This is a genomic window from Ciceribacter thiooxidans, from assembly GCF_014126615.1.
GTDB lineage: Bacteria > Pseudomonadota > Alphaproteobacteria > Rhizobiales > Rhizobiaceae > Allorhizobium > Allorhizobium thiooxidans.
Window position 1 is genome coordinate 2,345,042 of the sequence record NZ_CP059896.1, and the last position, 19,526, is coordinate 2,364,567.

The window sequence follows — 19,526 nt, forward strand, 5'->3', positions numbered from 1 at the left end:
GACGCCGCGACGCCGGAAACCGCTGTCGAAACAGGCAGATGCCGGGCTTTTACTCCGGCTGCGGCGCAAGGCAATCGCATATGGGATACCTGTGGCGGCTCCGGCCTCCCTCTTCTCCCCAGCGGGGAGAAGTGCCGAGCGGATGCGAGGCGATGAGGGGGCTGCCCGGCACCGCCTTTTGCGCCTCGCGCCCCCTCATCCGGCCCTCCGGGCCACCTTCTCCCCGCTGGGGAGAAGAGGGAGCACGCTTCGTGCGCTGCTCAGAATCCCTGGCAATTGCCCCGGTGCCGCTGGCGGGCAGCGCCGCGGCTCAGTCCTCGATCAGCGCCTTCAGCCGCGCCTCTTCCTCGGGCGAAAGCCTTTCCGGCGCTGGGCGATTGCGGCCGCGGGCATAGACGAGTGCCGCAAAGGCGCCGATCACCAGCAGCGCGGCGGGAGCACCCCAGAGAACATAGGTCTTGGCCGAGACGCGAGGCTTCAGGAGCACGAACTCGCCGTAGCGCGATACTACGTAATCCATGACCTCTTCGTCGGTATCGCCGCCGACGATGCGCTGGCGCACGATGAGCCTCAGGTCACGGGCGAGATCGGCATTCGAATCGTCGATCGACTGGTTCTGGCAGACGAGGCAGCGCAGCTCAGCCGAAATATTACGGGCGCGCTGTTCCAGCACGGGATCGGCCAGCACCTCGTCCGGATTGACGGCAAAGGCGGGCAGCGGCGCGAACACCGACAGCGCCAGGATGACGGCCATCAGCAAGCGTCGGAGCATGTTGACGGACCCAGACGTGCGCTCCCTCTTCTCCCCGGCGGGGAGAAGGTGGCCCGAAGGGCCGGATGAGGGGGACGTCAACCCGCCTACGCTCGTGTCATGCTGCCCCTCATCCGCCTGCCGGCACCTTCTCCCCGCAAGCGGAGAGAAGGACGCTGCCGCACCGTCTCCGTCCCCTCTCCCCGCCTGCGGGGAGAGGGTCAGGGTGAGGGGCAATCTACGACGCATCATGTTCATTCCGCAGCCTCCAGCGCCACCTTGACGGACTTCGTCCGCCGCGTCGGCGCGCCGACGCGCAGCCGCCGGTCGGAGAGTGAGACGAAGCCGCCCGCCATCATGACGAGGGCGCCGATCCAGATGCAGAGAATGAAGGGTTTCCACCAGACGCGCACGACGATGCCTCCCTCGGCCATCGGATCGCCGAGCGAGACGTAGAGCTGGCTGGTGCCGAAGCTGCGGATGCCGGCCTCGGTAGTAGGCATGCGCCGCGCCGTGTAGAGACGCTTCGAGGACCACACCTCGCCCATGTCGACGCCACCCTTGCTCAGGGTGAAGTGCGCCCGGTCCTCGGTGAAGTTCGGGCCCTTCGCCGCCATCATCCGGTCGAAGGTGACAGTATAGCCGCCCGCCTCCACCGTCATGCCGGGTTTCATCTCGGTGACCGTCTCCGTCTCGAAGGTGGTCACCGCGACGATGCCGAGCACCGTCACGCCGAAGCCGAGATGGGCGAGCGCCGTGCCGAAGGCCGAGCGCGGAAGGCCCGCGAGGCGCTGGAAGGCGACCGACGTCGAGACCTTGTTGAAGCCGGCGCGGTACCAGAGGTCGGCGAGCGCACCGAAGACGATGAAGAAGCCCGCAGCGAGACCGAAGACGGCGAGCACCGGGCCGCCGTGCTGGACGTAGAAGAGGATCACGGCCGCGACGAGCGCGAGCCCCGCCGCCACGTAAAGCCGCTGGAATGCGCCGAGCAGGTCGCCGCGCTTCCAGGCGAGCATCGGCCCGAAGGGCAGCGCAATGAGGAGCGGTGCCATCAGCAGGCCGAAGGTCAGGTTGAAGAAGGGCGGACCGACCGAGATCTTGTCGCCGGTCAGCGTCTCGAGGAGCAGCGGATAGAGCGTGCCGACGAGCACTGTCGCCGCCGAGACGGTCAGGATCAGGTTGTTGAGGACGAGCGCCCCTTCCCGCGAGATCGGTGCGAAGAGCCCGCCCGACTTCAGAGCCGGCGCCCGGAAGGCGAACAGCGTGAACGCCCCGCCGATGAAGATCGTCAGGATACCGAGGATGAAGATGCCGCGGCTCGGGTCGGTCGCAAACGCATGCACCGAGGTCAGCACGCCGGAGCGCACGAGGAAGGTGCCGAGGAGCGACAGCGAGAAGGCGAGGATGGCCAGCAGCACCGTCCAGATCTTCAGCGCCTCGCGCTTTTCCATGACCAGCGCGGAATGCAGCAGCGCCGTGCCGGCGAGCCAGGGCATGAAGGAGGCATTTTCGACCGGGTCCCAGAACCACCAGCCGCCCCAGCCGAGCTCGTAATAGGCCCAGTAGGAGCCCATGGCGATGCCGGCGGTCAGAAAGGTCCAGGCGGCAAGCGTCCACGGCCGCACCCAGCGCGCCCAGGCGGCGTCGATGCGCCCGTCGATGAGGGCGGCGATCGCGAACGAAAAGCAGACGGAGAAGCCGACATAGCCGAGATAGAGAAGCGGCGGATGGATGGCGAGGCCGACGTCCTGCAGGACCGGATTGAGGTCCTTGCCTTCCGCCGGTGCCGGCGCGAGGCGGATGAAGGGATTGGAGGTGAGCAGGATGAAGAGGGCGAAGGCGGTCGCGATCCACGCCTGCACCGCCAGCACATTCGCCTTCAACCGCTGCGGCAGGTTGGCGCCGAAGAAGGCGACCATGGCGCTGAACAGGCTGAGGATCAACAGCCACAGCATCATCGAGCCTTCATGGTTCCCCCACACGGCGGCGAAGCGGTAGACGTCGGGAAGCAGCGAGTGCGAGTTCTGCCAGACGTTCTGCACCGAGAAATCGGAGACCATATAGGCATAACTCAGCGCCCCGAAGGAAAGCACCACGAGCCCGAACATCGCGAGCGTACCCGTGGTGGCGATGCCCATCAGCGCCGTATCGCCGCGCCTTGCGCCGATCAGCGGCAGTACGGAGACAACGATCGCCGTCGCCAGCGCCAGGACCAGGGCATAGTGTCCGAGTTCGATGATCATTTCACCGTCTCCTTGCCGCTCAGTTCGACGCCCTGCGCCTTCAGGCGGTCGGCGACGTCCTTCGGCATATAGGTCTCGTCGTGCTTGGCAAGCACCGTGTCGGCGGCGAAGACCGGATCGCCGGCGACGAAGGCGCCTTCTGCGACCACGCCCTGCCCTTCACGGAAGAGATCGGGCAGGATGCCGGTATAGGTGACCGGAACGGTTCCGATCGTGTCGGTGATGGCGAAGGTCACGGTCGATCCCTCGCCGCGCTTGACCGAACCCGTTTCGACGAGGCCGCCGAGCCGGATGCGCGTTCCCGGCGGCACCGTCACGGTGGCGAGATCGCCCGGCACGTAGAAATAGGCGACCGACTGGCTGAAGGCGAACATCACCAGCAGCACGGCCGCGACGATGAAGCCCATGCCGCCGGCGATGACGGCCAGTCTCTTCTGTTTGCGGGTCATTTCAGTGCTTCCTCCACCGGCAGGCCGAGCTCGCGGGCCATCGCGATCAGTTGCTGGCCTTCCTGCCCCTCCGCCGGGAAGGCCGCGAGCGCGGATTTCAGCGCCGCGACGGCGTTTTCCGGCTCCTTCAGCATCGCGTAGGACCGGACGAGACGCATCCAGCCTTCGAAATTGTTCGGGTTTTCCTTGAGCTTGGCGTCGAGCCCGGCGACCATGCCGCGGATCATCTCCGTGCGGTCGCCCGTCGACATGCCCTGCGCCGCGGCGATATCGGCCGCCGTCGGATTGCCGGGCGCTTCCGGCTTCGCTTCGCCGGTGTTCGCCGCGATGTGTTCGTTGACCAGCGGCAGCCACGGCGCGTCGGCCGGCGATGCCTTGGCGAGCGCCTCGAAGGCGGCGCGGGCCTCCTCGCGCTTGCCTTCCTGCTCGAGCGACAGCGCGATGTAGAAGGAGGCGCGCGGATTGGCGCTGCCGAGCTTCACCGCCTGTTCGAAGGCCGAGCGGGCGTCGGCGGTGACGATGCCGTCACTTTCTGCCGTCATCGTTTCGCCGAGGCCGATCATCCGCTCCGGGTTCTGGCCGAGCAGGCGGATCGCGTTGCGGTAGGCGAGTTCTGCGTCGCCGTAGCGCGACATCTTGAAATAGATCGGTGCCAGCACGTCCCAGCCGGCGCCGTCGTCCGGGTTCTGGGCAAGGTGCCGTTCCACCTTGGCGACCAGCAGTTCGAGATTGTTGCCGGGGTTTTCCAGCCGTGCGGCAAGCGGCTCGGAAGGCATTCCGGGGCTGCCGGTCAGCATGTAGAGACCGAGCCCGATCGCCGGCAGGCAGACGACGATGAAAGCCTGTGCCAGCAGGTGCCGGCCGGATTTCGGCTGCTTGCCGCCCTTCGCCTCGGCCGACGCGGCGATGAGGCGCCGACCGATCTCGGCGCGGGCGTAATCCGCTTCCTCGCCCCCAATCAGGCCGAGCGTCTTGTCGCGTTCGAGTTCGTTCAACTGGTCGCGGTAGACGGCGGCCTCGCCGACCGCGTCCTCGACAAGGACGGTATTGCCGCGAAAGAGCGGCCCGAGAAGGACGACGGCCGTGACGGCCGTCAGCAAGGCAGTGGCGATCCAGAACAACATGAGAACCCAATTAATCTATGCCGGGGGACATTCCAACCGGCAAACGGCTGATGACGCACATTTGAGGCGTTTCGCCGCAAGCCCTGTTCTAGGGGATCGCAGGATTTCCCGTCTTGACTTACGTCAAGGGCGTCCAGGTGCCGTTCGGGTTGCGGCAGGCCGCGCCGCGCACCTCCGTCTCGCTGCCCTTCACCTTCAGCTTGTGGGTGTACTGGCGGCAATTCTGCTGGCCGACCTGATAGGGTGCGGCGGCGATCACCTCGCCGGAAATCTCATTCCCCTTCCAGGCGACCGGCTGGCCACCGGGTGCAGCCTCCAGCGCGCGGTATTCGGCTTCGAGTGCGCGCTGCGTCTGGCTGTTCGACAACTCGACGCCCGAACGGGCGATGATACCGCCCTGCAATGCGGAGATGTAGAGGCCCGACGCGGAGCTTTTGCCGCTCGTGGTTGCGCAGGACGACAGTGCCACGGCGGCAAACGTCGCCGTCACCGCGATACGAAAGCGCTTATTTCCCATGTCCCCGGCCCGACCTTTTCCGACCACCCTCAATATTCTCTCTCTTAGCTGCGGCAGCCACGTGGCATCATTGTGACAGCCTTCTTTTTTCACGGAAATTCGCCTCACGCAATGTCCCTCGTGACGGCCGGAAGCACCAATCGCGCCCGCAATCCGCCGCGCGCGCCGCGAGAAAGTCCGAATGCCCCCTGATATTCGGAGGCGATTTCGTTGACGATCGAAAGCCCGAGCCCGGTGCCCGGCTTGCTCTCGTCGAGCCGCCGTCCGCGCTTCAGCGCCTCGACGATCTCGCCCGGTTCCAGTCCCGGTCCGTCGTCCTCGACGGTCACCTCGATCCAGTCGCGGCGCATCACGCCCTCGCCGGGCTCGTGGCCCTCGGCCGCGCCGGCGGTGACGACTACGCCGGTGGCGGCGAAGCGGGCGGCGTTCTCCAGGAGGTTGCCGACCGTCTCCTCGACATCCTGCTGCTCCATGGCCAGCACCAGCCCCGGTGCGAGCTTCAGATCGAACTGCGTCTCCGGGTTCAGCCGCCGCATCACGCGGATCAGCCGCTCCAGCACCGGCTCGAACTCGGTGCGCGCCAGTACGGACTCGCGCTGTGCGGCGATACGGGCGCGGTTGAGATAGGAGGAAACCTGGCTCTGCATCGCCTCGGCCTGGGCGGTGACGACGCTCGCCTGCGACTTCGGCAGCGCCCGCGTCTCGTTGAGCAGCACGGCGATCGGCGTCTTCAGCGAATGAGCGAGATTGCCGACCTGCATGCGGGCGCGCTCGACGATGCGACGATTGCTGTCGATCAGCGCGTTGATCTCGTTTGCAAGCGGCTGGATTTCGCGGGGGAAGACGCCCTCGATCCGCTCCGCCTCGCCGGCCCGGATCCGCTCCAGCGCCCGACGCGCCCGTTCGAGCGGCTTCAGCCCGTAGAGAATGGCAAGGCCGTTGACGATGAGGCCGCCGAGGCCGATCAGCGCAAGCCCGGTATAGAGCCTCGTGGTGAAGAAGCGGACATCCTCCTCGACGACGTCGACGTTTCCCGAAACGCGAAAGCGCGCCGCCCGGCCGTTGGCGTCGAGCACGACCTCCGTCTCGGCGACCCTCAGATGGTTCCCGTACGGGTCTGTCATCGGATAGAAGCGTTCGTAGTGGTCGTCGAAGGGGACGGTATTGATGTCCGGCACCGGCAGGTCGGTGAGGCCGAGCGAGGTGGAGGCGAGCGGCGCGGTGGTGAAATTGCCGAGCGGCTCGACCAGCCAGTACCAGCCGGTCTTCGGCTGCGAGAAGCGCAGGTCGCCGAGTTCGGGACTGCCCGCCAGGCTGTCGCCGTCGCCGATCGACACGGAATTGATGACGTTGTAGAGTTGGGCGCGCAGCAGGTTGTTAAAACCGCGCTCGGTGCCCTGCCGGTAGAGCGCCGAGATCACCACCGCCATGGTCACGAGTGCGACCGCCGACCACGCCGTGGCCAGCAGCAGCACCCTGACGGTCAGCGATCTAGTGCGCATCTTTGGGCGCTTGCATCCGGTAGCCGAGACCGCGCACCGTCTCGATCAGGTCAAGGCCGATCTTCTTGCGCAGGCGCCCGACGAAGACCTCGATGGTGTTGGAATCGCGATCGAAATCCTGATCGTAGAGATGCTCGACGAGTTCCGAGCGCGATACCACCTCGCCCATGTGGTGCATCAGGTAGGAAAGCAGCCGGTATTCGTGCGAGGTGAGCTTGAGCTGCGTGCCGGAGACGCTCGCCTTCGACGCCTTGGTGTCGAGGCGGACCGGACCGCAGACGATCTCGGAGGAGGCGTGCCCCGCCGCACGGCGGATCAGCGCGCGGATGCGTGCGAGCACTTCTTCCACGTGGAAGGGCTTGGCGACGTAGTCGTCGGCGCCGGCGTCGATACCGGCCACCTTGTCGCTCCAGCGGTCGCGGGCCGTCAGGATCAATACGGGCATTGCGCGCCCTGCCGCACGCCATTTTTCCAGCACGGTCAGGCCGTCCATTTCCGGCAGGCCGATGTCGAGGATCACCGCGTCATAGGGTTCGGTGTCGCCGAGGAAGTGCCCCTCCTCGCCGTCGAGCGCCTTGTCGACCACATAGCCCGCTTCTTCCAGCGCCTCGACGAGTTGCCGATTGAGATTAACGTCGTCCTCGACGACCAGAATGCGCATGCTGCCAGTCCCTCTCCGTCTTGTCCGGCCGGCCGCGTCCCCCGCGCCCGGCTCAGGCCGTCGCCTGCCTCGTGCGCCTTACTGTGAAACCCGCATGGTCACCTTGCGCGGACGTTCGTTGCCGCTGCCCGGGATCAGCACCGTCACCACGCATGTACCGCCGGAACTGCGAACCGACAGCACCTGCCCGCCGAGTTCCGCCGCAGCCTGGGCCGCGGCCCCGTAGCAGTCGGCGCCACCACGGCTGCTGCCGTTGTTGCCGTCGTTGCCGTTGCCCTGCGCCTGGGCGAGAACCACCGGCGCCGGGGCGGTCGCGACTGCTGCCTCCGGCGCGGATGTCGCCGCAATGCCGGAGGCCAGGCTCGCTATGATCAGGAATGATGCCATGGACTACTACTTCCGAAAGATATTCGTTGTTGTGAAGTATTTACCCGATGGCATCTGAATGGCAAATGAATGCGGCCGACAACTTCCGTTTATCACCCGCCGATCACCTTCTTCGCCGAAAGCCGGCCGTAGATCGCCAGAAGCCCGCCGAAGGAGCCGACCATTGACACGACCGCGTCGGCCAACTGGCCCTGTTCGGCAAGCCCGACATCCACGCCCTTGACGCGCAGCACCGAGGCGCCGATCGCGATCAGCGCGCCCCATACGGTCTTCGACTGATACCACGGTTTGTATTCGGTAATCTCCGACATCGTCTTCTCTCCTTCTTCGATGGTTTCGTTCAAAGCAAAAGGACCGCTTCGGCGGCGATCCCGTCGACCACCCGCCGGCCGAGCTGGCGCACCCTGACCGTGAGGCTTGCGACCGGCCCGCTGAAATCGGCGGTCTCGTCCGCGGCCGTGTAGGTGTGGCGCGGTGCCGCCGTCTCGATCGTGCGCCTCACCGCGCCGCCTGCGAGGATCTCCAGCCGGTAGCGCTCTTCCGCCTCGTCGAGCGGGATTTCCGCCGCTTCCCAGTCGTCAGCATCGATCCGCCCGCGGCGGACCCAGGTGATCTCGATGCTCCCGTCCGCAAGCCTGCGGCCGGCAAGATGCACCGGCGCGAGCGGCGTCAGGGCCCGCCGTCCGCCGGCAAAGGAAAAGGGACCGGCCGGCGCCGCCGTCATTCCAACCGCCTCGGCAATATAGTTGAGCGGCCGCCCCGCCTCGTCGGAGGCAAGCCCGAGCAGTGGCACCGCCGCATCGAGCGCGATCACCCGTGCCCCCGCCGGTGCACCTGCTGCCGTCGCATCCTCGCTGCCGCCGAGCCCGCGCAAGAGGCGCGTCAGCCGCCATCGGCCGGGGGCGATCTCTTCCGCCGCGGCAAAGCCGATCACTTCCCACGCGCCGGACGCGGAGCGCACGGCGAGCCGGTTGGCGCCGTTCAGCACCGCAAGCGTCGAGGCCGAGGCGAAGCTGCCGTAGGTGAGGTCGAGGGTAATCGCGTGCGCTTCGTCGAAGCGGCCGGTGACGCCGGGCTCCAGGATTTCGGCAAGCCGACCGAGCGTCGCCGGGCGGTCGAGCACCACCCGAAGGGCGTAGCCCTCGCTCTCGACGGAGGACGAAATCGCAATCCTTCGCCACGGCCGCGCGAAGGCCGCGACGCGGGCGAAATCCTCGTCCTTGCCCGCTGCGTAGCGCGGCAGGTCGAGGAATTCGACGGCCGGTGCGAAACCGTCCGACGCGGGATTGGGAACGTCGCGGTCGGGACCCGCGGCGACCGGCACGGACAATCCGCCGTCGGCGAGCTCGCTCAGGGTCAGGCGCCGGGCCGCGCCGTCCTCGCATTCGGAAATCACGAAGCGGCCTTCGGGCCCGTCGGCGAAGGTCAGCACGTCCCCCGGCATGAAGGCGAGCGCGTTCGGGCCGAGCGCCGTCTCCAGCGTCCGGCGTTCCGCGCGATGCTGGCGGAGCAGCGCCTCGGCGGCGGCAAGTGCCGTCTCCTCGGCAAGTGCGGCAGAAAGGTCGAGCGACAGCACCCGGCTGGTCGCCGCCGGCGCCCGTCGCGAGCGGGCGCTCGCCTCGGCGTAATCGGCGGCCACATCGTAGAAGGTCAGGATCGCCTCACCGGCGAAATCGCTGTCATGGCCGCGCCGCTCGCGCCAGAGCGGCTCGTCCTTCAGATCGGCAAGCACGTCCACAAGCGTCGCCGGCAGGCTCGCCTCGTCGCCCGAGCGGAAGCGCAGCACCCCGCCGTCTTCGATCACGTCGATGCGGAAGGCTTCGGTGAGCGGCTCGATCAGGTTGCGGGCGGATGCCACGTCGGCCTGCACATAGCCGCCGAGATCGCCCGTCACCGCCGAGACGTCATAGTCGGCAAAGCCGTGGTCCTCGCACATCGCCCCGATCACGTCGGCGACCGTGCCGGCCCCGAGCCGACCGTTCAGCCAGTGCCCAGTCCGCCAGTTGCCGCCGTCCGACCAGAGGGCGAGATTGCCCGGAAAGGCCGGATAGGGCCGCGCGTCCCAGGCCCAGAGGTAGATGCGCGCCGGATCGACCATTCCGGCGGGTGCTGCGGCGTCTCCCCAGTGGTCGTAGTGGGCCGAAAGGAACCGCCGCTGCACGGCGTCGGCCCGCAGTCCGCGCGAATGATAGGGCAGCCCGCCCTCGGCCGATTTCGGATCGCCGAAGACGTTCGGCTGGTTGGCACCGCGATCGATCGCCGGGCAGCCGAGTTCGGTGAACCAGACCGGCTTTGCCCGCGGCGTCCAGGCGGTCGGCACGGGCTTTTCCACCCCCGCCACCCGGTCGAAATGCCGGTTCGACCACCAGCCCTCGATGTCCTTCACCCGGAACACCCAGGGCTTTGCCGCGGCCCCGTCGGTGATCGGCGTGCGTATACGCGCCACCCGGTCGGCGGCACTCGCATAATACCAGTCGTAGCCCTCGCCGCCGGTGATCTGCCGCGCCATCGCCGCCGCATCCGCCGCAAGCCGGAAGCCGTCGGGGTTTTCCGCCGCCAGGTCCTCGTCCCGCCAGTCGGAGAGCGGCAAGTAGTTGTCGATCCCGACGGCATCGATCGCCGGCGAGGCCCAGAGCGGGTCGAGATGGAAGAAATGGTCGCCGGAACCGTCCGCCGGATGGTAGCCTGAATATTCGCTCCAGTCGGCGCCGTAGGTGATCTTCGTCGCCGGCCCGAGGATCGCCCGTACATCCCCGGCAACCGCCGCGAGCGCTTCGACGAAGGGAAAGGCATCCGTCTCGTCGCGGACCGTCGTCAGCCCTTTCAGCTCCGAGCCGATCAGGAAGGCGTCGACGCCGCCCGCCGCCTTCGCAAGCAGCGCACAGTGCAGCACCATGCGTCGGTAGCCCTCGTCGGAACCGTGCCAGCTGACGCTCCCGTCGGAGACGGTGAAATCGGCCGCCGTCGCCGTGCCGCAGAAGGCCTCGATCGCGGTCCTCGCCGCCGCGGTCCGGTCGGTTGCCGGTTGGCAGGTGATCCGCCCGCGCCAGGGATAGGCCGCCTGCTCCGCTCCGCCGTGGGGGTCCGGCAGGCCGTTGCCGGCCGGAATGTCCATCATCATCAGCGGATAGAGCGTCACCTTCAGCCCGCGCGCGGCAAGGTCGCGGATCGCCTCGACGACGCTCTCGTCGCTCGGCGTGCCGCCATAGGCCGGGCCGCCACCGTGCAGCGAAACCATATGTGCCGCGCCGCGGCCGATGCCGGCGACCCGCCAGGGCCGGCTCTCGCCGCTCCGGGCCGCCACTTCGACCCCCGGCACCACCCTGCATTCGCCTGCCCGGAGATCCGTGCCGAACCAGGTGACGACCAGCGCCACGCTTTCGAGGTTCGGGCAGAGCGCCTGCAATTCGTCAATCGAGGCCTGCCAGTCGGTCTCCGCCGTCAGCGTGTTGCGGTTCAGGATACGGGCGCTGCCCTCGCCGGTCGTCTCGCGGACGGCGGCGCCCGCATAGCCGTGCTCGGTCGCGCCCGGGATCACGTTGACCGCCCGGATCTGCCTCTCCAGCGTGCCGACCGGCCGCATCACCTCGAACTGCAGGAGCGGAATGCGGTTGCCGAAATCGTCGAGCGGCAGCCGTTCGAACACGACATAGGCGAGCCCGCGATAGGCCGGCGCCCTGCCCTCGCCCTGCTTCGCTTCGATCAGCGGATCGGGAAGCTGGGTCATGCTTCCGTCATGGACGCGCATCTCGATCCCGGCAAGGTCGAGTTCCTGTCCGTCCGCCCAGACCCGCCGGACACCGGCGACCGGCCCCTCACAGAGCCCGACCGCGATATTGGCGAAATAGCGATAGGTCTTCACCCGCGTGCCGCCGGCCTTGCCGCCAGTCCGCTCCGTCGTCGCCTCTTCCTCGAAGCGCGTCGCCCAGATCAGCGTGCCGCCGATCCGCGTCGTGCCGTAGACACGCGGGATCGCCGTACCCTCGCTCGCACCGGGCAGCCTCGCCGTCGAAAGCCGCGCGCCGCTGACGGTCTGCGTGCCGGAAAGCAGCGCCCGGTCGAGCACATTGCCGGCAAGCGCGCCTGCCGCGCGCCCGAGAACCGCCCCGAGCGGCCCGAAAATGCCGCCGACGGCGGCGCCCGCCGCCTGGAACAGAAGCGTGGCCATGCCTCACCTTTCCGGAAAACGATAGATGCCGGCGATCCGCCGCACCCATGCAGGCACAAGCGGCGAGCGCACGACGCCCGCCTGTTCGTAGGCGTGGATGAACCGTCCCCCGGCGCCGAGAATGCCGGCATGTTTTGCCGAAAACTGCGGCCGGAAGCGGAAGAGCAGGAGGTCACCCGGCACCGCCTTGCCGAGGTCGGCCACGCGCTGGAAATGCCGTTCGGCGGCCGCCGTCAGCCGGTCCTCGCCGCTCCGCTCCGCCCAGTCGGGCGCGTAGGGCGGCGGCACCTCCGGCTCGCAGCCGTAGAGCTCGCGCCACACCCCGCGAACCAGCCCGAGGCAGTCGCAGCCGACACCGCAGAGCGACGCCTGGTGCCGGTAGGGCGTGCCGATCCAGCCCTCGGCGCAGGCGAGCGCCGCCCCGGTGATCTGAGACATCGAGCCTCTCCTCCGGACCGTTTATTCGAACAGCGGCCCGCCGTCGTGCAGGCTCTCGCCGCTCACGTAGGAATAGGCGAAGTCGCTGCCCGGCATGTGCGGGAAGCCCTGAAAATTCAGCGTGTTGGAGAACGTATCTCGACAGGTCGAAAAGGCCTTGTCGCAGCCGACCGAAACCGTCACCGCCTCTCCCGCCGCGGGCAGCGCCGAAAGCGGCAGCCAGAGCGACAGCGCCGTTCCGCCCTCTACCGCCCGGCTCTCCTCGACGAGCGCCGTCGTCCCGTCGGCAAGCGTCAGGCTGCCGACGCGGAAATGCCCGTCGGCGAAGGCTTCGAGCCCGCTCACCAGCAACCGGTTACGGGCGGGCACCGCCGTCACCACGGCCTCCGCCCGCCGTCCGGGCGCCGAAAGATCGACGCCGCAGCGCCGGTCGCCGAGGGTCGCATCGCAGCGGCGATTGTAGATCCGTCCCGTCTCCTGCGAGAGCCGGTGGGCGAAGCTTCGGAGTTCGGCGGTGAACGCGCCCGCCGCCCGCGTGACCTCGCCGATCTCCTGGACCTTCAGGAGCAGTGCCCCCTCGGGCGCCTGCCAGTTCAGCTTGAAGACCTCGACGCGGGCGCCGTCATAGCGCCCGGCGGCGAGATCCGCCTCCGTCACCGCCTCGCTCGAAAAGCCGCCGGTCACCTCGCTCGCGGGTGCCGCCAACCCCTTTTCCTCGCGCATCTCGCTCGCCTGAAATCCGCTCGCCGCGCGGTAACGCGTGCCGCCGAAGTCGAGCGCCTCGTCATGGTCGGTGAAGCCGAGCACCACGCCGTCGCGCCGCGTCACCCGCCAGCAATGGCAGAGCGTCGTCGCGTCACCTTCAAGATGGGCGGCAAGAGCCGGCGAAATCTCTCTCATGGCAGCACCTCGACCAGCGGGATCGCCGGAATGCGCCCGGCATTGAAGGCTTCGAGGTTCACCTCGATCCGGTCGATGTCGAAGCGTACCGGCACGTCGAACTCGAAGCCGGCCGTCACGCGGCTACCCGCCGCCGGCGCCTCGGCAAAGGTCACGATCCCGGTCCCCGCATCCCAGGCGACGCCCGCTTCCGCCGGCACCCCGCCGATGCCGACGAGAATAGTGCCCGCGACCGGCTTTTCGATCCGCCGCCGCCATTCCCCGCCGGCATCGCCATAGGTCTTCCAAAGCGGGAAATCCCGCGTCTCGCCGTCGCCCGTGCCGATCTCCTGGTCGAAGGCCGTGATTACCGCACCCGGCGGGCCGGAGCGGTGGTCGAGCGGATCGCGGAAGCGGAAGCCGTAGAGCGCACCGCTGCGCGCCTCGAAGAAGGCGAGCACCGAATAGAGATCACCGACCGAGCGGATGCCGGAGCCGGCGTCGTAGCGCCGTCGCGAATTGCGCCAGCGGGTGTTCCGCGCCTCGCGCCCGTTGGAAAGGCTGGTGATGTCGACGCGCCGCTCCGGCCCACCGCTCGTGGAAAGCGAAAGCCGCATCGGGAAGCGCACCTCGTGAAATCCGCCGGCCATCCTCTCCTCCCTGTCATATCATCGAGACCTGGTATCAGAGGTTCCGCCGGCCGCGCGCCACACTGCGCGCCAGCATGGCGGTCACCTGTCCCTCGCTCTTGCGAAAACTCTCGGCGTCGCTCGCCGTCACGTTGAAGACGATCTGCGTCGTGCCGCCGCCGCCCGAAACGCCGAGCGTGCCGTCGGCCCCGCGCTTCAGCGGCAGCACCGCCTCCGTGCCCGCCTCGCCCATCAGGCCGAGGTCGCCGCCCATCGGAAAATAGGTCGGCGCCGAGACCACCCCGCCCGCGGCAAAGGGCGTCACCCGCCCCGGCACGCCGCCGTCGGCGAAGGCGAAGAGCGAGCCGAGCCCGCCTGGGAGCCCCGCCGTCAGCGACGAGACGAGCGTGTCGAGCGGCTTCAACCCCGCCGAAAGCGCAACACCCGCCAGCCGTTCGCCGACGGCCCTGAGCGTATTCTCGAGCCCCTTGCCGCCGAGCGTGGCGCTCTTCAGGGCCCCGGTCAGCGCCGCGCCGAACCCCTGCGAGCGCCGCTCCAGATCGTCCAGCACGCCGATCGCCGCGGAAGCATCGAGCGAAAGCCCGAAGGTCACCGTTTCCTCATCCATTGACTATCCTCCGGTCGTCGGTTTTCACTTCGTGCCGCTGCCGGCACCTGCGGAACCCATCAGGCTCTGCCGTGTTACGCACGAAAACCACCAGACAATGTCAGGAGCTCATGAGCGGAACCGGCAACCCCATCCAGATCCTCTTCATCCAGGGCGGCGGCGAAGGAACGCATGACGCCTGGGACGACAAGCTCGTCGCCAGCCTGCAGGCCGCACTCGGCCCCGGCTATGAGGTGCTCTATCCGCGCATGCCCGACGAGGACGACCCAGGTTTCCGGACATGGAGCACCGCCATTGCGGCGGAGATCGCCCGGCTGGCCCCGGGCGCCATTCTCGTCGGCCATTCTGTCGGCGGCACGATCGCGATCCACACCCTTGCAAAACGGCCCGCACTGCTGCGAGACCTCGCCGCCGTCTTCCTGCTCGCCGCGCCCTATGTCGGCGACGGCGGCTGGCCGAGCGACGAGATCGACGTCGCTCCGGGCTGGGCCTCGGGCCTCTCGGCCGTCCCCGTCATCCTCTATAAGGGAGATGCCGACGACACGACGCCCATGGCCCATGCGGACCTCTACGCCCGGGACATCCCGCATGCCAAACTGCGCCGGCTGAACGGCCGCGATCACCAGTTCAACAACGACCTGACCGACATCGCCGGCGACATCCGTCAGGCCTAGGCCGATCACCCGTCCGGAAACGCCTGCATCAGTGTCTCCAGCCCGGCGCGCGCGAGCCGGGGAGCAGCCGGCGCGAAGGCGCCGGTCATCGCGGCGAACTCCCGGGGCGAGAGCCGCCAAAAATCGTCGGGGTCGAGCCGCAGGAGGCCGAGGCCGGCATGCATCGCCGCCCGCCAGGGAAAGGCGACCGTCGCGGCCCTCTCCGTCCCCTCGCCTGCGGCTCTCAGCGCTCCGGGCGCTTACCCTCCTCGTCGAGGAAGGTCGCCGTCAGCAGGTCACGGACAAGCATCGCCGTTGCGCCAACACCCCGTCGATCGCCATCTCGGCCACCTCCTCGTCGGAAAAGCGGTTGCCGCCGCCGCGAAGCCCGGCGCCGATGATGCGGATCAGGTCCTCGGCCTTCAGCTTCCCCTCGGAAAACCGCCCGGCGAGGCCTGCGAGGCTTTCCGCCTGGAAGGCCGTCTCCAGTTCCGCGAGCGCCCCGAGCGTGAGGCAGAGGATGCGCCTCTCGCCGTCGATCATCGCCTCGACCTCGCCGCGGTGGCGGTTCGCCCGCCGGACCGTCGCGCCCTCTCTGATCGAAGCCCCCATCAGAGCGCCCCGAAGGCGAGTTGTCCCGCCGATTCGAGCGCGAGGTCGAAGGTCAGCTCCCCGTCATGGGCGCCGGCATATTCGAGCGCGGTGATCTGGAAGGGGCCGGAAACCGTGCCGAAATCGGGGATCACCACCTGCCAGGAAAGCATCGTCCCGTCGAAGAACGCCGCCCGCACCAGCGCATCCGAGCTCTGGTCCTTGAAGAGCCCGCTGCCCGACAGCGACGCCCTCTGCACGCCCGCGCCCCCGAGCAGCTCGCGCCAGTGCCCGGCACTCTCGGCATCGGTCACATCGACGGTCTCGGCGTTGAAGGCGAGCTTCTTCGACCGCAACCCCGCAACGGTCGCATATCCGCCACCGTCATGGACCTTCAACAGCAGGTCCTTGCCCTTCTGCGCCACCATGGCCTCGTTCCTTTCGGTTGTTGGATTGTCGGGGGTGAGGAGCGGTCGGCGTAGCCGAGCAATCGATCCGGTGAATCGATTGCAGCGACGAACGCCTTGAGCTTAAGCGAAAGGCCGGTCAGTCACGAAGTGACAGAGGGGGTGAACCCCAATCTCGGCGCCTGTGTTACCCCCTCTGCCCTGCCGGGCATCTCCCCCTCAAGGGGGGAGATCGACAAGCGGCACCGCGCCGACCACGCCTCTCCCCTCGCGGGAGAGGAAGCGATTTCGGCATCTTAGGCCGAAGGCGTAAGTGCCAGAAATCGCAGGTGAGGGGGAGACGCAGCGGCTCGACACCGGCCTCCTCACGGCCCCTCACCCTGACCCTCTCCCCGCAAGCGGGGCGAGGGAACGGTCGCGGCAGTGCCACGGGTCCCTTCTCCCCACCCGCGGGGAGAAGGTGGCGGCAGCCGGATGAGGGGCAAAGCTGTCCGGTGCGCCCCGCCGTCCGCGGCGAGGACCAGGGCAAAAGACGCATCACGCGCCGTTTACAGCTTCCGCTTGCATCGCCCCTCCTCTATGGTGGCGGCAGTCTTCCCGCCCCCCGGTTCCCCATGTCCCTTTCCATCTCGCTCCGTTCGCCCCGCGCCGGGCTCGTCGCCCTGCTGTCCGTCACCCAGATCGTCGGCTGGGGCACCAGTTTCGAAATGCCGGGCGTGCTCGGACGTCCGATCGCCGCGGGCCTCGGGCTTGCAAACGAGGTCGTCTTCCTCGGTCTCACCGTGATGATGCTGACCATGGCCGCCGCCGGCCCCCGGACGGGCAGGCTCATCGAGCGCCATGGGGCGGCGCGCGTTCTTGCCGCCGGCTCCGCACTCCTCGGGCTCGGCCTTCTCGGCCTCAGCCTCTGCCTAGGCGTCATCGCCTATTTTGCCGCCTGGCTGGTGCTCGGCCTCGGCGGCGCCTTCGGCCTTTCGGTGCCCACCTATGCCGCCGTCGTCGAGCGGGAGGGCGCGAACGCCAAACGCAGCATCGCCGTGCTGATGATCTTCACCGGCCTCTCGTCCGCCGTCTGCTGGCCGCTTCTCGGCCTCCTCGAACAGCAATACGGCTGGCGGGTCACCCTGCAGCTTGCCGCCGCCTTCCATCTCGTCGTCTGCCTGCCGGCGCATCTCTTCCTGCTGCCGCAGCCGGCCGCCCGCAGCGCCGCCGAGGCCGCCGCCGCACGCGCCGAACCGCTGCCGCTCGCAGAGCGCCAGGCGCGGCTCGCCTTCCTGCTGATCGCGCTTGCGATCACGCTCGTCACCCTCGTCAGCTTCGGGGTCTCGCCGTCGCTGATCCGCATGCTCGAACTCTCCGGTGCCTCGCCGATGCTCGCCCTGCAGCTCGGATCGCTCCGCTCGGTCTTCGGCATCACCGCGCGGGCCGTCGATCTCGTGCTCGGGCGGCGCAGCTCGCCGCTTGCGACCTTCCTCGCCGGCCTCGGCCTGATCGTCGTCTCCACGGTGGTGCTGCTTCTCTTCAGCGGCGCAGGTGCGGCGATCGTCTTCGTCGTCCTCTACGGCTTCGGCACCGGCGTCGTCACCGTCGCCCGGGCGCTGATCCCGCTCGTCTTCTTCTCGCCGGATCGCTTCGCCCGCCAGTCGGCCCGGCTGTCCCTGCCGCAGAATCTCGCGAGCGCCGCAGCCCCGGTGCTGATGACCACCGTCCTCGACCGGCAGGGGCTCACCGCCGTTATCCTTCTCTGCCTCGGGCTTTCCCTCGCGGCCCTCGTCGCCCTCCTGCTGCTCGCCCGCATCGCGAGCCGGGCACGCCGGGCCGGCCACGCCTCTCCCCTCGCGGGAGAGGAAGCGATTTCGGCATCTTAGTGAAGCTAAGTGCCAGAAATCGCAGGTGAGGGGGACATCCGTGCAACGACCCCCTCGCTTGGAATTTCTAACACTTAGCCTCCGGCTAAGATGTTGAAATTCCATTCTCCCCCGCCGAGGGGAGAAAAGACCTCCTCACTCCACCACCGCACGAAACCGCATCTCCGCCACGTAATGCCGTGTCGCCGCCACCCGCCGGCTCGCCGTGCGGCGATGGGCAAGCGAGACGAGCCGCGCGCCGGCAAGCGCGAGATCGGCGTCGTCGAGGAGCGCCCGCACCCGGGCGGCGATTTCCTCCGCCTCGCGGCGGCCGGTCGCCGACCAGGCCTCGAAATCGAGGAGGCATTCGAGCCCGTCCTCGCTCGCCGTGCCGTAGGCGCGCGTCTCCACCGTCCCCGTCACCAGACAGGGCAGCGCGGCCGCATCCCGCCGCCGGTCGACGATACCGTCCGGGCCGACGAGGGCCGTCAGCACCACGTCGCCCGAAAGCCGCGCATGCACCGCCTGCAAAAGCTCATTGACCGGCGCCATCGCCGCCCTCCCCGTCCTTGCCGGCGTCGGTCGTCTCCCGCGCCTTCGCGGTGTGCGAGGCAATCGCCGCCGCAAGCGCCCGCGTCAGTGCCTCCCTGAAATCCCGGTGGGTCACCTGCAATGCGAGCTTCATCGCCCCTCCTCCCGGCAGCGGCAGAGGAGATAGCGGCCGCTCTCGTCCGGATCGTGCACCATCTCCACGACAAAGACCCGTGCGCCCTTGACGAGCCGCATGCCCGCCGCGACATCGCTCCGGTGGCGCATCCAGATCGCATGGGTGATCGTCACCCGCCCGCCGCCCGCCTCCTCGCCGACGGCGGCCGTGACCGGCTCGATCCGCGCCCACAGGTTCGCAACGGCGCTCCAGGTGCGGCTTGTACCGCCCTGCCCGTCGGGCGTGTCCACCGGCGCTTCCAGCGTCAGCCGGGCAGTCAGCCCGCCGGGGTCGAAGGCCGCCGTCGCCATCAGAGCCTCCGCCGGGCGAATGGCGCCACCAGCCGGTCGTAACCGGCCGGGATCGCCGCCGGCTGGTCGGCCGGCGCGACGGCGCCGCGATAGGAAAACATCAGCGCCACATGCATCAGCATGGCGCGCTTCAGCGTATCCGGCACGTCCGCCCCGGTGTCGCCGAAGCCGGCGCGAAAATCGATCTCGATGCCGTTCATCGCCCGTCCGGGCGCCGGCGGGTCGCGCAGCCAGAGCCGCGCCGGCCGGCTCTCGCCGTCGAGCAGGTGGTCTTGAAGCGATACCTGAAGCGGGTTTCCGTCGCCGTCATAGACGGTCACGTTTTCAACGGCTTGCACCGGGCCCCTGTCAATCTGAATCACGCCGCCCGCCGGCCAGTCGTCGCGGTAGAGCCGGTGCGTCTGCGTGATCAGCATCAGGCCGGTCTGGCGTTCGAGATGCTCGCGCGCCACCGTCACGAGGCCGGCAAGCAGTCCGTCCTCGTCGGGACCGTCGAGGCGCAGATGCGCCTTCACCTCGACAAGCGTCAACGGCTCCGCCGCCGGCGGCGTGATCAGGGCATAGGTCATGGGGGCTCCGTTCTGGGGCGAATAGCGAATAGGGAATAGCGAGTAGGCAGTAGACGGGCCGCGGGC

At 68.4% G+C, this 19,526-nt stretch carries 22 protein-coding genes and 1 pseudogene; 2 read left to right on the forward strand and 21 right to left on the reverse strand.

Annotation, left to right across the window (positions count from 1 at the left end; genetic code table 11):
- Window positions 1-310 precede the first annotated feature (310 nt).
- The 14 genes from H4I97_RS11365 to H4I97_RS11430 all read right to left on the reverse strand — a co-directional run bounded on the left by H4I97_RS11365 (window position 311) and on the right by H4I97_RS11430 (window position 14,376).
- Window positions 311-772 carry a cytochrome c-type biogenesis protein gene (locus tag H4I97_RS11365; protein ID WP_182304771.1) on the reverse strand — a complete coding sequence of 154 codons (462 nt, stop codon included), beginning with the start codon at window positions 770-772 and terminating at the stop codon, window positions 311-313.
- A gap of 233 nt (window positions 773-1,005) precedes the next feature.
- Window positions 1,006-2,994 (reverse strand): heme lyase CcmF/NrfE family subunit, encoded by a 1,989-nt coding sequence (locus H4I97_RS11370; protein ID WP_182304772.1) that lies wholly within the window; start codon window positions 2,992-2,994, stop codon window positions 1,006-1,008.
- Entirely contained in the window at window positions 2,991-3,443 is a 453-nt protein-coding gene (ccmE, locus tag H4I97_RS11375; protein ID WP_182304773.1) for a cytochrome c maturation protein CcmE, read from the reverse strand. The genes H4I97_RS11370 and ccmE overlap by 4 nt, the downstream gene beginning before the upstream one ends.
- Window positions 3,440-4,567 (reverse strand): c-type cytochrome biogenesis protein CcmI, encoded by a 1,128-nt coding sequence (gene ccmI / locus H4I97_RS11380; protein WP_182304774.1) that lies wholly within the window; start codon window positions 4,565-4,567, stop codon window positions 3,440-3,442. Before ccmI ends, ccmE begins: the two co-directional genes overlap by 4 nt.
- 118 nt (window positions 4,568-4,685) lie before the next feature.
- Window positions 4,686-5,084 carry a hypothetical protein gene (locus tag H4I97_RS11385; protein ID WP_182304775.1) on the reverse strand — a complete coding sequence of 133 codons (399 nt, stop codon included), beginning with the start codon at window positions 5,082-5,084 and terminating at the stop codon, window positions 4,686-4,688.
- Between the two features lie 104 nt (window positions 5,085-5,188).
- Window positions 5,189-6,586, reverse strand: a complete 1,398-nt coding sequence (locus tag H4I97_RS11390) for an ATP-binding protein (protein ID WP_182304776.1) — start codon at window positions 6,584-6,586, stop codon at window positions 5,189-5,191.
- Window positions 6,576-7,247, reverse strand: a complete 672-nt coding sequence (locus tag H4I97_RS11395) for a response regulator transcription factor (protein WP_182304777.1) — start codon at window positions 7,245-7,247, stop codon at window positions 6,576-6,578. The genes H4I97_RS11390 and H4I97_RS11395 overlap by 11 nt, the downstream gene beginning before the upstream one ends.
- 78 nt (window positions 7,248-7,325) lie before the next feature.
- Window positions 7,326-7,634, reverse strand: coding sequence for a hypothetical protein (locus H4I97_RS11400; protein ID WP_182304778.1), 309 nt, complete (start codon window positions 7,632-7,634; stop codon window positions 7,326-7,328).
- Between the two features lie 92 nt (window positions 7,635-7,726).
- On the reverse strand, window positions 7,727-7,945 hold the full coding sequence (locus tag H4I97_RS11405; RefSeq protein WP_342344119.1) for a hypothetical protein: 219 nt from the start codon (window positions 7,943-7,945) through the stop codon (window positions 7,727-7,729).
- A 29-nt stretch (window positions 7,946-7,974) separates the two neighbouring features.
- A complete protein-coding gene (locus H4I97_RS11410) occupies window positions 7,975-11,802 on the reverse strand; it encodes a baseplate multidomain protein megatron (RefSeq protein WP_182304779.1) in 3,828 nt (1,275 codons plus the stop codon).
- A gap of 3 nt (window positions 11,803-11,805) precedes the next feature.
- Window positions 11,806-12,240, reverse strand: coding sequence for an NlpC/P60 family protein (locus tag H4I97_RS11415; protein ID WP_182304780.1), 435 nt, complete (start codon window positions 12,238-12,240; stop codon window positions 11,806-11,808).
- A gap of 21 nt (window positions 12,241-12,261) precedes the next feature.
- Window positions 12,262-13,140, reverse strand: a complete 879-nt coding sequence (locus tag H4I97_RS11420) for a DUF2163 domain-containing protein (protein WP_182304781.1) — start codon at window positions 13,138-13,140, stop codon at window positions 12,262-12,264.
- Window positions 13,137-13,769 carry a DUF2460 domain-containing protein gene (locus H4I97_RS11425; protein ID WP_182304782.1) on the reverse strand — a complete coding sequence of 211 codons (633 nt, stop codon included), beginning with the start codon at window positions 13,767-13,769 and terminating at the stop codon, window positions 13,137-13,139. The genes H4I97_RS11420 and H4I97_RS11425 overlap by 4 nt, the downstream gene beginning before the upstream one ends.
- 34 nt (window positions 13,770-13,803) lie before the next feature.
- Window positions 13,804-14,376 (reverse strand): phage tail tape measure protein, encoded by a 573-nt coding sequence (locus H4I97_RS11430; protein ID WP_182304783.1) that lies wholly within the window; start codon window positions 14,374-14,376, stop codon window positions 13,804-13,806.
- Window positions 14,377-14,486: 110 nt separating this feature from the next.
- On the opposite strand from H4I97_RS11430, the gene H4I97_RS11435 reads away from it, so the two are divergent.
- A complete protein-coding gene (locus tag H4I97_RS11435) occupies window positions 14,487-15,050 on the forward strand; it encodes an alpha/beta fold hydrolase (RefSeq protein WP_182304784.1) in 564 nt (187 codons plus the stop codon).
- 5 nt (window positions 15,051-15,055) lie between these two features.
- Here the strand turns inward: H4I97_RS11435 and H4I97_RS11440 are convergent, their stop codons facing one another.
- From H4I97_RS11440 to H4I97_RS11450, 3 genes and pseudogenes are all read right to left on the reverse strand, one after another.
- A complete protein-coding gene (locus tag H4I97_RS11440; RefSeq protein ID WP_182304785.1) occupies window positions 15,056-15,214 on the reverse strand; it encodes a rcc01693 family protein in 159 nt (52 codons plus the stop codon).
- 59 nt (window positions 15,215-15,273) lie between these two features.
- Window positions 15,274-15,641, reverse strand: a pseudogene (locus tag H4I97_RS11445) (gene transfer agent family protein).
- Window positions 15,641-16,048: a phage major tail protein, TP901-1 family gene (locus H4I97_RS11450; protein WP_182304786.1), complete on the reverse strand. Its 408-nt coding sequence runs from the start codon at window positions 16,046-16,048 to the stop codon at window positions 15,641-15,643. Before H4I97_RS11450 ends, H4I97_RS11445 begins: the two are co-directional and overlap by 1 nt.
- 593 nt (window positions 16,049-16,641) lie before the next feature.
- Here H4I97_RS11450 and H4I97_RS11455 point away from each other — a divergent pair.
- Window positions 16,642-17,895, forward strand: coding sequence for an MFS transporter (locus tag H4I97_RS11455; RefSeq protein ID WP_182304787.1), 1,254 nt, complete (start codon window positions 16,642-16,644; stop codon window positions 17,893-17,895).
- A gap of 135 nt (window positions 17,896-18,030) precedes the next feature.
- Here H4I97_RS11455 and H4I97_RS11460 read toward each other — a convergent pair whose 3' ends face one another.
- Genes H4I97_RS11460 through H4I97_RS11475 form a run of 4 tightly spaced genes read right to left on the reverse strand, consistent with a single transcriptional unit; the run spans window position 18,031 to window position 19,460 of the window.
- The gene (locus H4I97_RS11460; RefSeq protein WP_182304788.1) at window positions 18,031-18,426 is read right to left on the reverse strand and encodes a DUF3168 domain-containing protein; all 396 of its coding nucleotides are present in this window, start codon (window positions 18,424-18,426) and stop codon (window positions 18,031-18,033) included.
- Window positions 18,410-18,559 carry a hypothetical protein gene (locus tag H4I97_RS11465; RefSeq protein ID WP_182304789.1) on the reverse strand — a complete coding sequence of 50 codons (150 nt, stop codon included), beginning with the start codon at window positions 18,557-18,559 and terminating at the stop codon, window positions 18,410-18,412. The genes H4I97_RS11460 and H4I97_RS11465 overlap by 17 nt, the downstream gene beginning before the upstream one ends.
- Window positions 18,556-18,891, reverse strand: a complete 336-nt coding sequence (locus tag H4I97_RS11470; protein ID WP_182304790.1) for a phage head closure protein — start codon at window positions 18,889-18,891, stop codon at window positions 18,556-18,558. Before H4I97_RS11470 ends, H4I97_RS11465 begins: the two co-directional genes overlap by 4 nt.
- Window positions 18,891-19,460 (reverse strand): head-tail connector protein, encoded by a 570-nt coding sequence (locus H4I97_RS11475; RefSeq protein ID WP_182304791.1) that lies wholly within the window; start codon window positions 19,458-19,460, stop codon window positions 18,891-18,893. Before H4I97_RS11475 ends, H4I97_RS11470 begins: the two co-directional genes overlap by 1 nt.
- Window positions 19,461-19,526 lie beyond the last annotated feature (66 nt).

Coding starts and splice junctions, on each gene's coding strand:
- H4I97_RS11470 (WP_182304790.1), bottom strand. CDS start 18,891: ATGGCGACGGCGGCCTTCGACCCCGGCGGGCTGACTGCCCGGCTGACG.
- H4I97_RS11415 (WP_182304780.1), bottom strand. CDS start 12,240: ATGTCTCAGATCACCGGGGCGGCGCTCGCCTGCGCCGAGGGCTGGATC.
- H4I97_RS11365 (WP_182304771.1), bottom strand. CDS start 772: ATGCTCCGACGCTTGCTGATGGCCGTCATCCTGGCGCTGTCGGTGTTC.
- H4I97_RS11475 (WP_182304791.1), bottom strand. CDS start 19,460: ATGACCTATGCCCTGATCACGCCGCCGGCGGCGGAGCCGTTGACGCTT.
- H4I97_RS11435 (WP_182304784.1), top strand. CDS start 14,487: ATGAGCGGAACCGGCAACCCCATCCAGATCCTCTTCATCCAGGGCGGC.
- ccmI (WP_182304774.1), bottom strand. CDS start 4,567: ATGTTGTTCTGGATCGCCACTGCCTTGCTGACGGCCGTCACGGCCGTC.
- H4I97_RS11420 (WP_182304781.1), bottom strand. CDS start 13,140: ATGAGAGAGATTTCGCCGGCTCTTGCCGCCCATCTTGAAGGTGACGCG.
- H4I97_RS11410 (WP_182304779.1), bottom strand. CDS start 11,802: ATGGCCACGCTTCTGTTCCAGGCGGCGGGCGCCGCCGTCGGCGGCATT.
- H4I97_RS11440 (WP_182304785.1), bottom strand. CDS start 15,214: ATGCATGCCGGCCTCGGCCTCCTGCGGCTCGACCCCGACGATTTTTGG.
- H4I97_RS11385 (WP_182304775.1), bottom strand. CDS start 5,084: ATGGGAAATAAGCGCTTTCGTATCGCGGTGACGGCGACGTTTGCCGCC.
- H4I97_RS11465 (WP_182304789.1), bottom strand. CDS start 18,559: ATGAAGCTCGCATTGCAGGTGACCCACCGGGATTTCAGGGAGGCACTG.
- H4I97_RS11430 (WP_182304783.1), bottom strand. CDS start 14,376: ATGGATGAGGAAACGGTGACCTTCGGGCTTTCGCTCGATGCTTCCGCG.
- ccmE (WP_182304773.1), bottom strand. CDS start 3,443: ATGACCCGCAAACAGAAGAGACTGGCCGTCATCGCCGGCGGCATGGGC.
- H4I97_RS11400 (WP_182304778.1), bottom strand. CDS start 7,634: ATGGCATCATTCCTGATCATAGCGAGCCTGGCCTCCGGCATTGCGGCG.
- H4I97_RS11460 (WP_182304788.1), bottom strand. CDS start 18,426: ATGGCGCCGGTCAATGAGCTTTTGCAGGCGGTGCATGCGCGGCTTTCG.
- H4I97_RS11405 (WP_342344119.1), bottom strand. CDS start 7,945: ATGTCGGAGATTACCGAATACAAACCGTGGTATCAGTCGAAGACCGTA.
- H4I97_RS11390 (WP_182304776.1), bottom strand. CDS start 6,586: ATGCGCACTAGATCGCTGACCGTCAGGGTGCTGCTGCTGGCCACGGCG.
- H4I97_RS11455 (WP_182304787.1), top strand. CDS start 16,642: ATGTCCCTTTCCATCTCGCTCCGTTCGCCCCGCGCCGGGCTCGTCGCC.
- H4I97_RS11425 (WP_182304782.1), bottom strand. CDS start 13,769: ATGGCCGGCGGATTTCACGAGGTGCGCTTCCCGATGCGGCTTTCGCTT.
- H4I97_RS11370 (WP_182304772.1), bottom strand. CDS start 2,994: ATGATCATCGAACTCGGACACTATGCCCTGGTCCTGGCGCTGGCGACG.
- H4I97_RS11450 (WP_182304786.1), bottom strand. CDS start 16,048: ATGGTGGCGCAGAAGGGCAAGGACCTGCTGTTGAAGGTCCATGACGGT.
- H4I97_RS11395 (WP_182304777.1), bottom strand. CDS start 7,247: ATGCGCATTCTGGTCGTCGAGGACGACGTTAATCTCAATCGGCAACTC.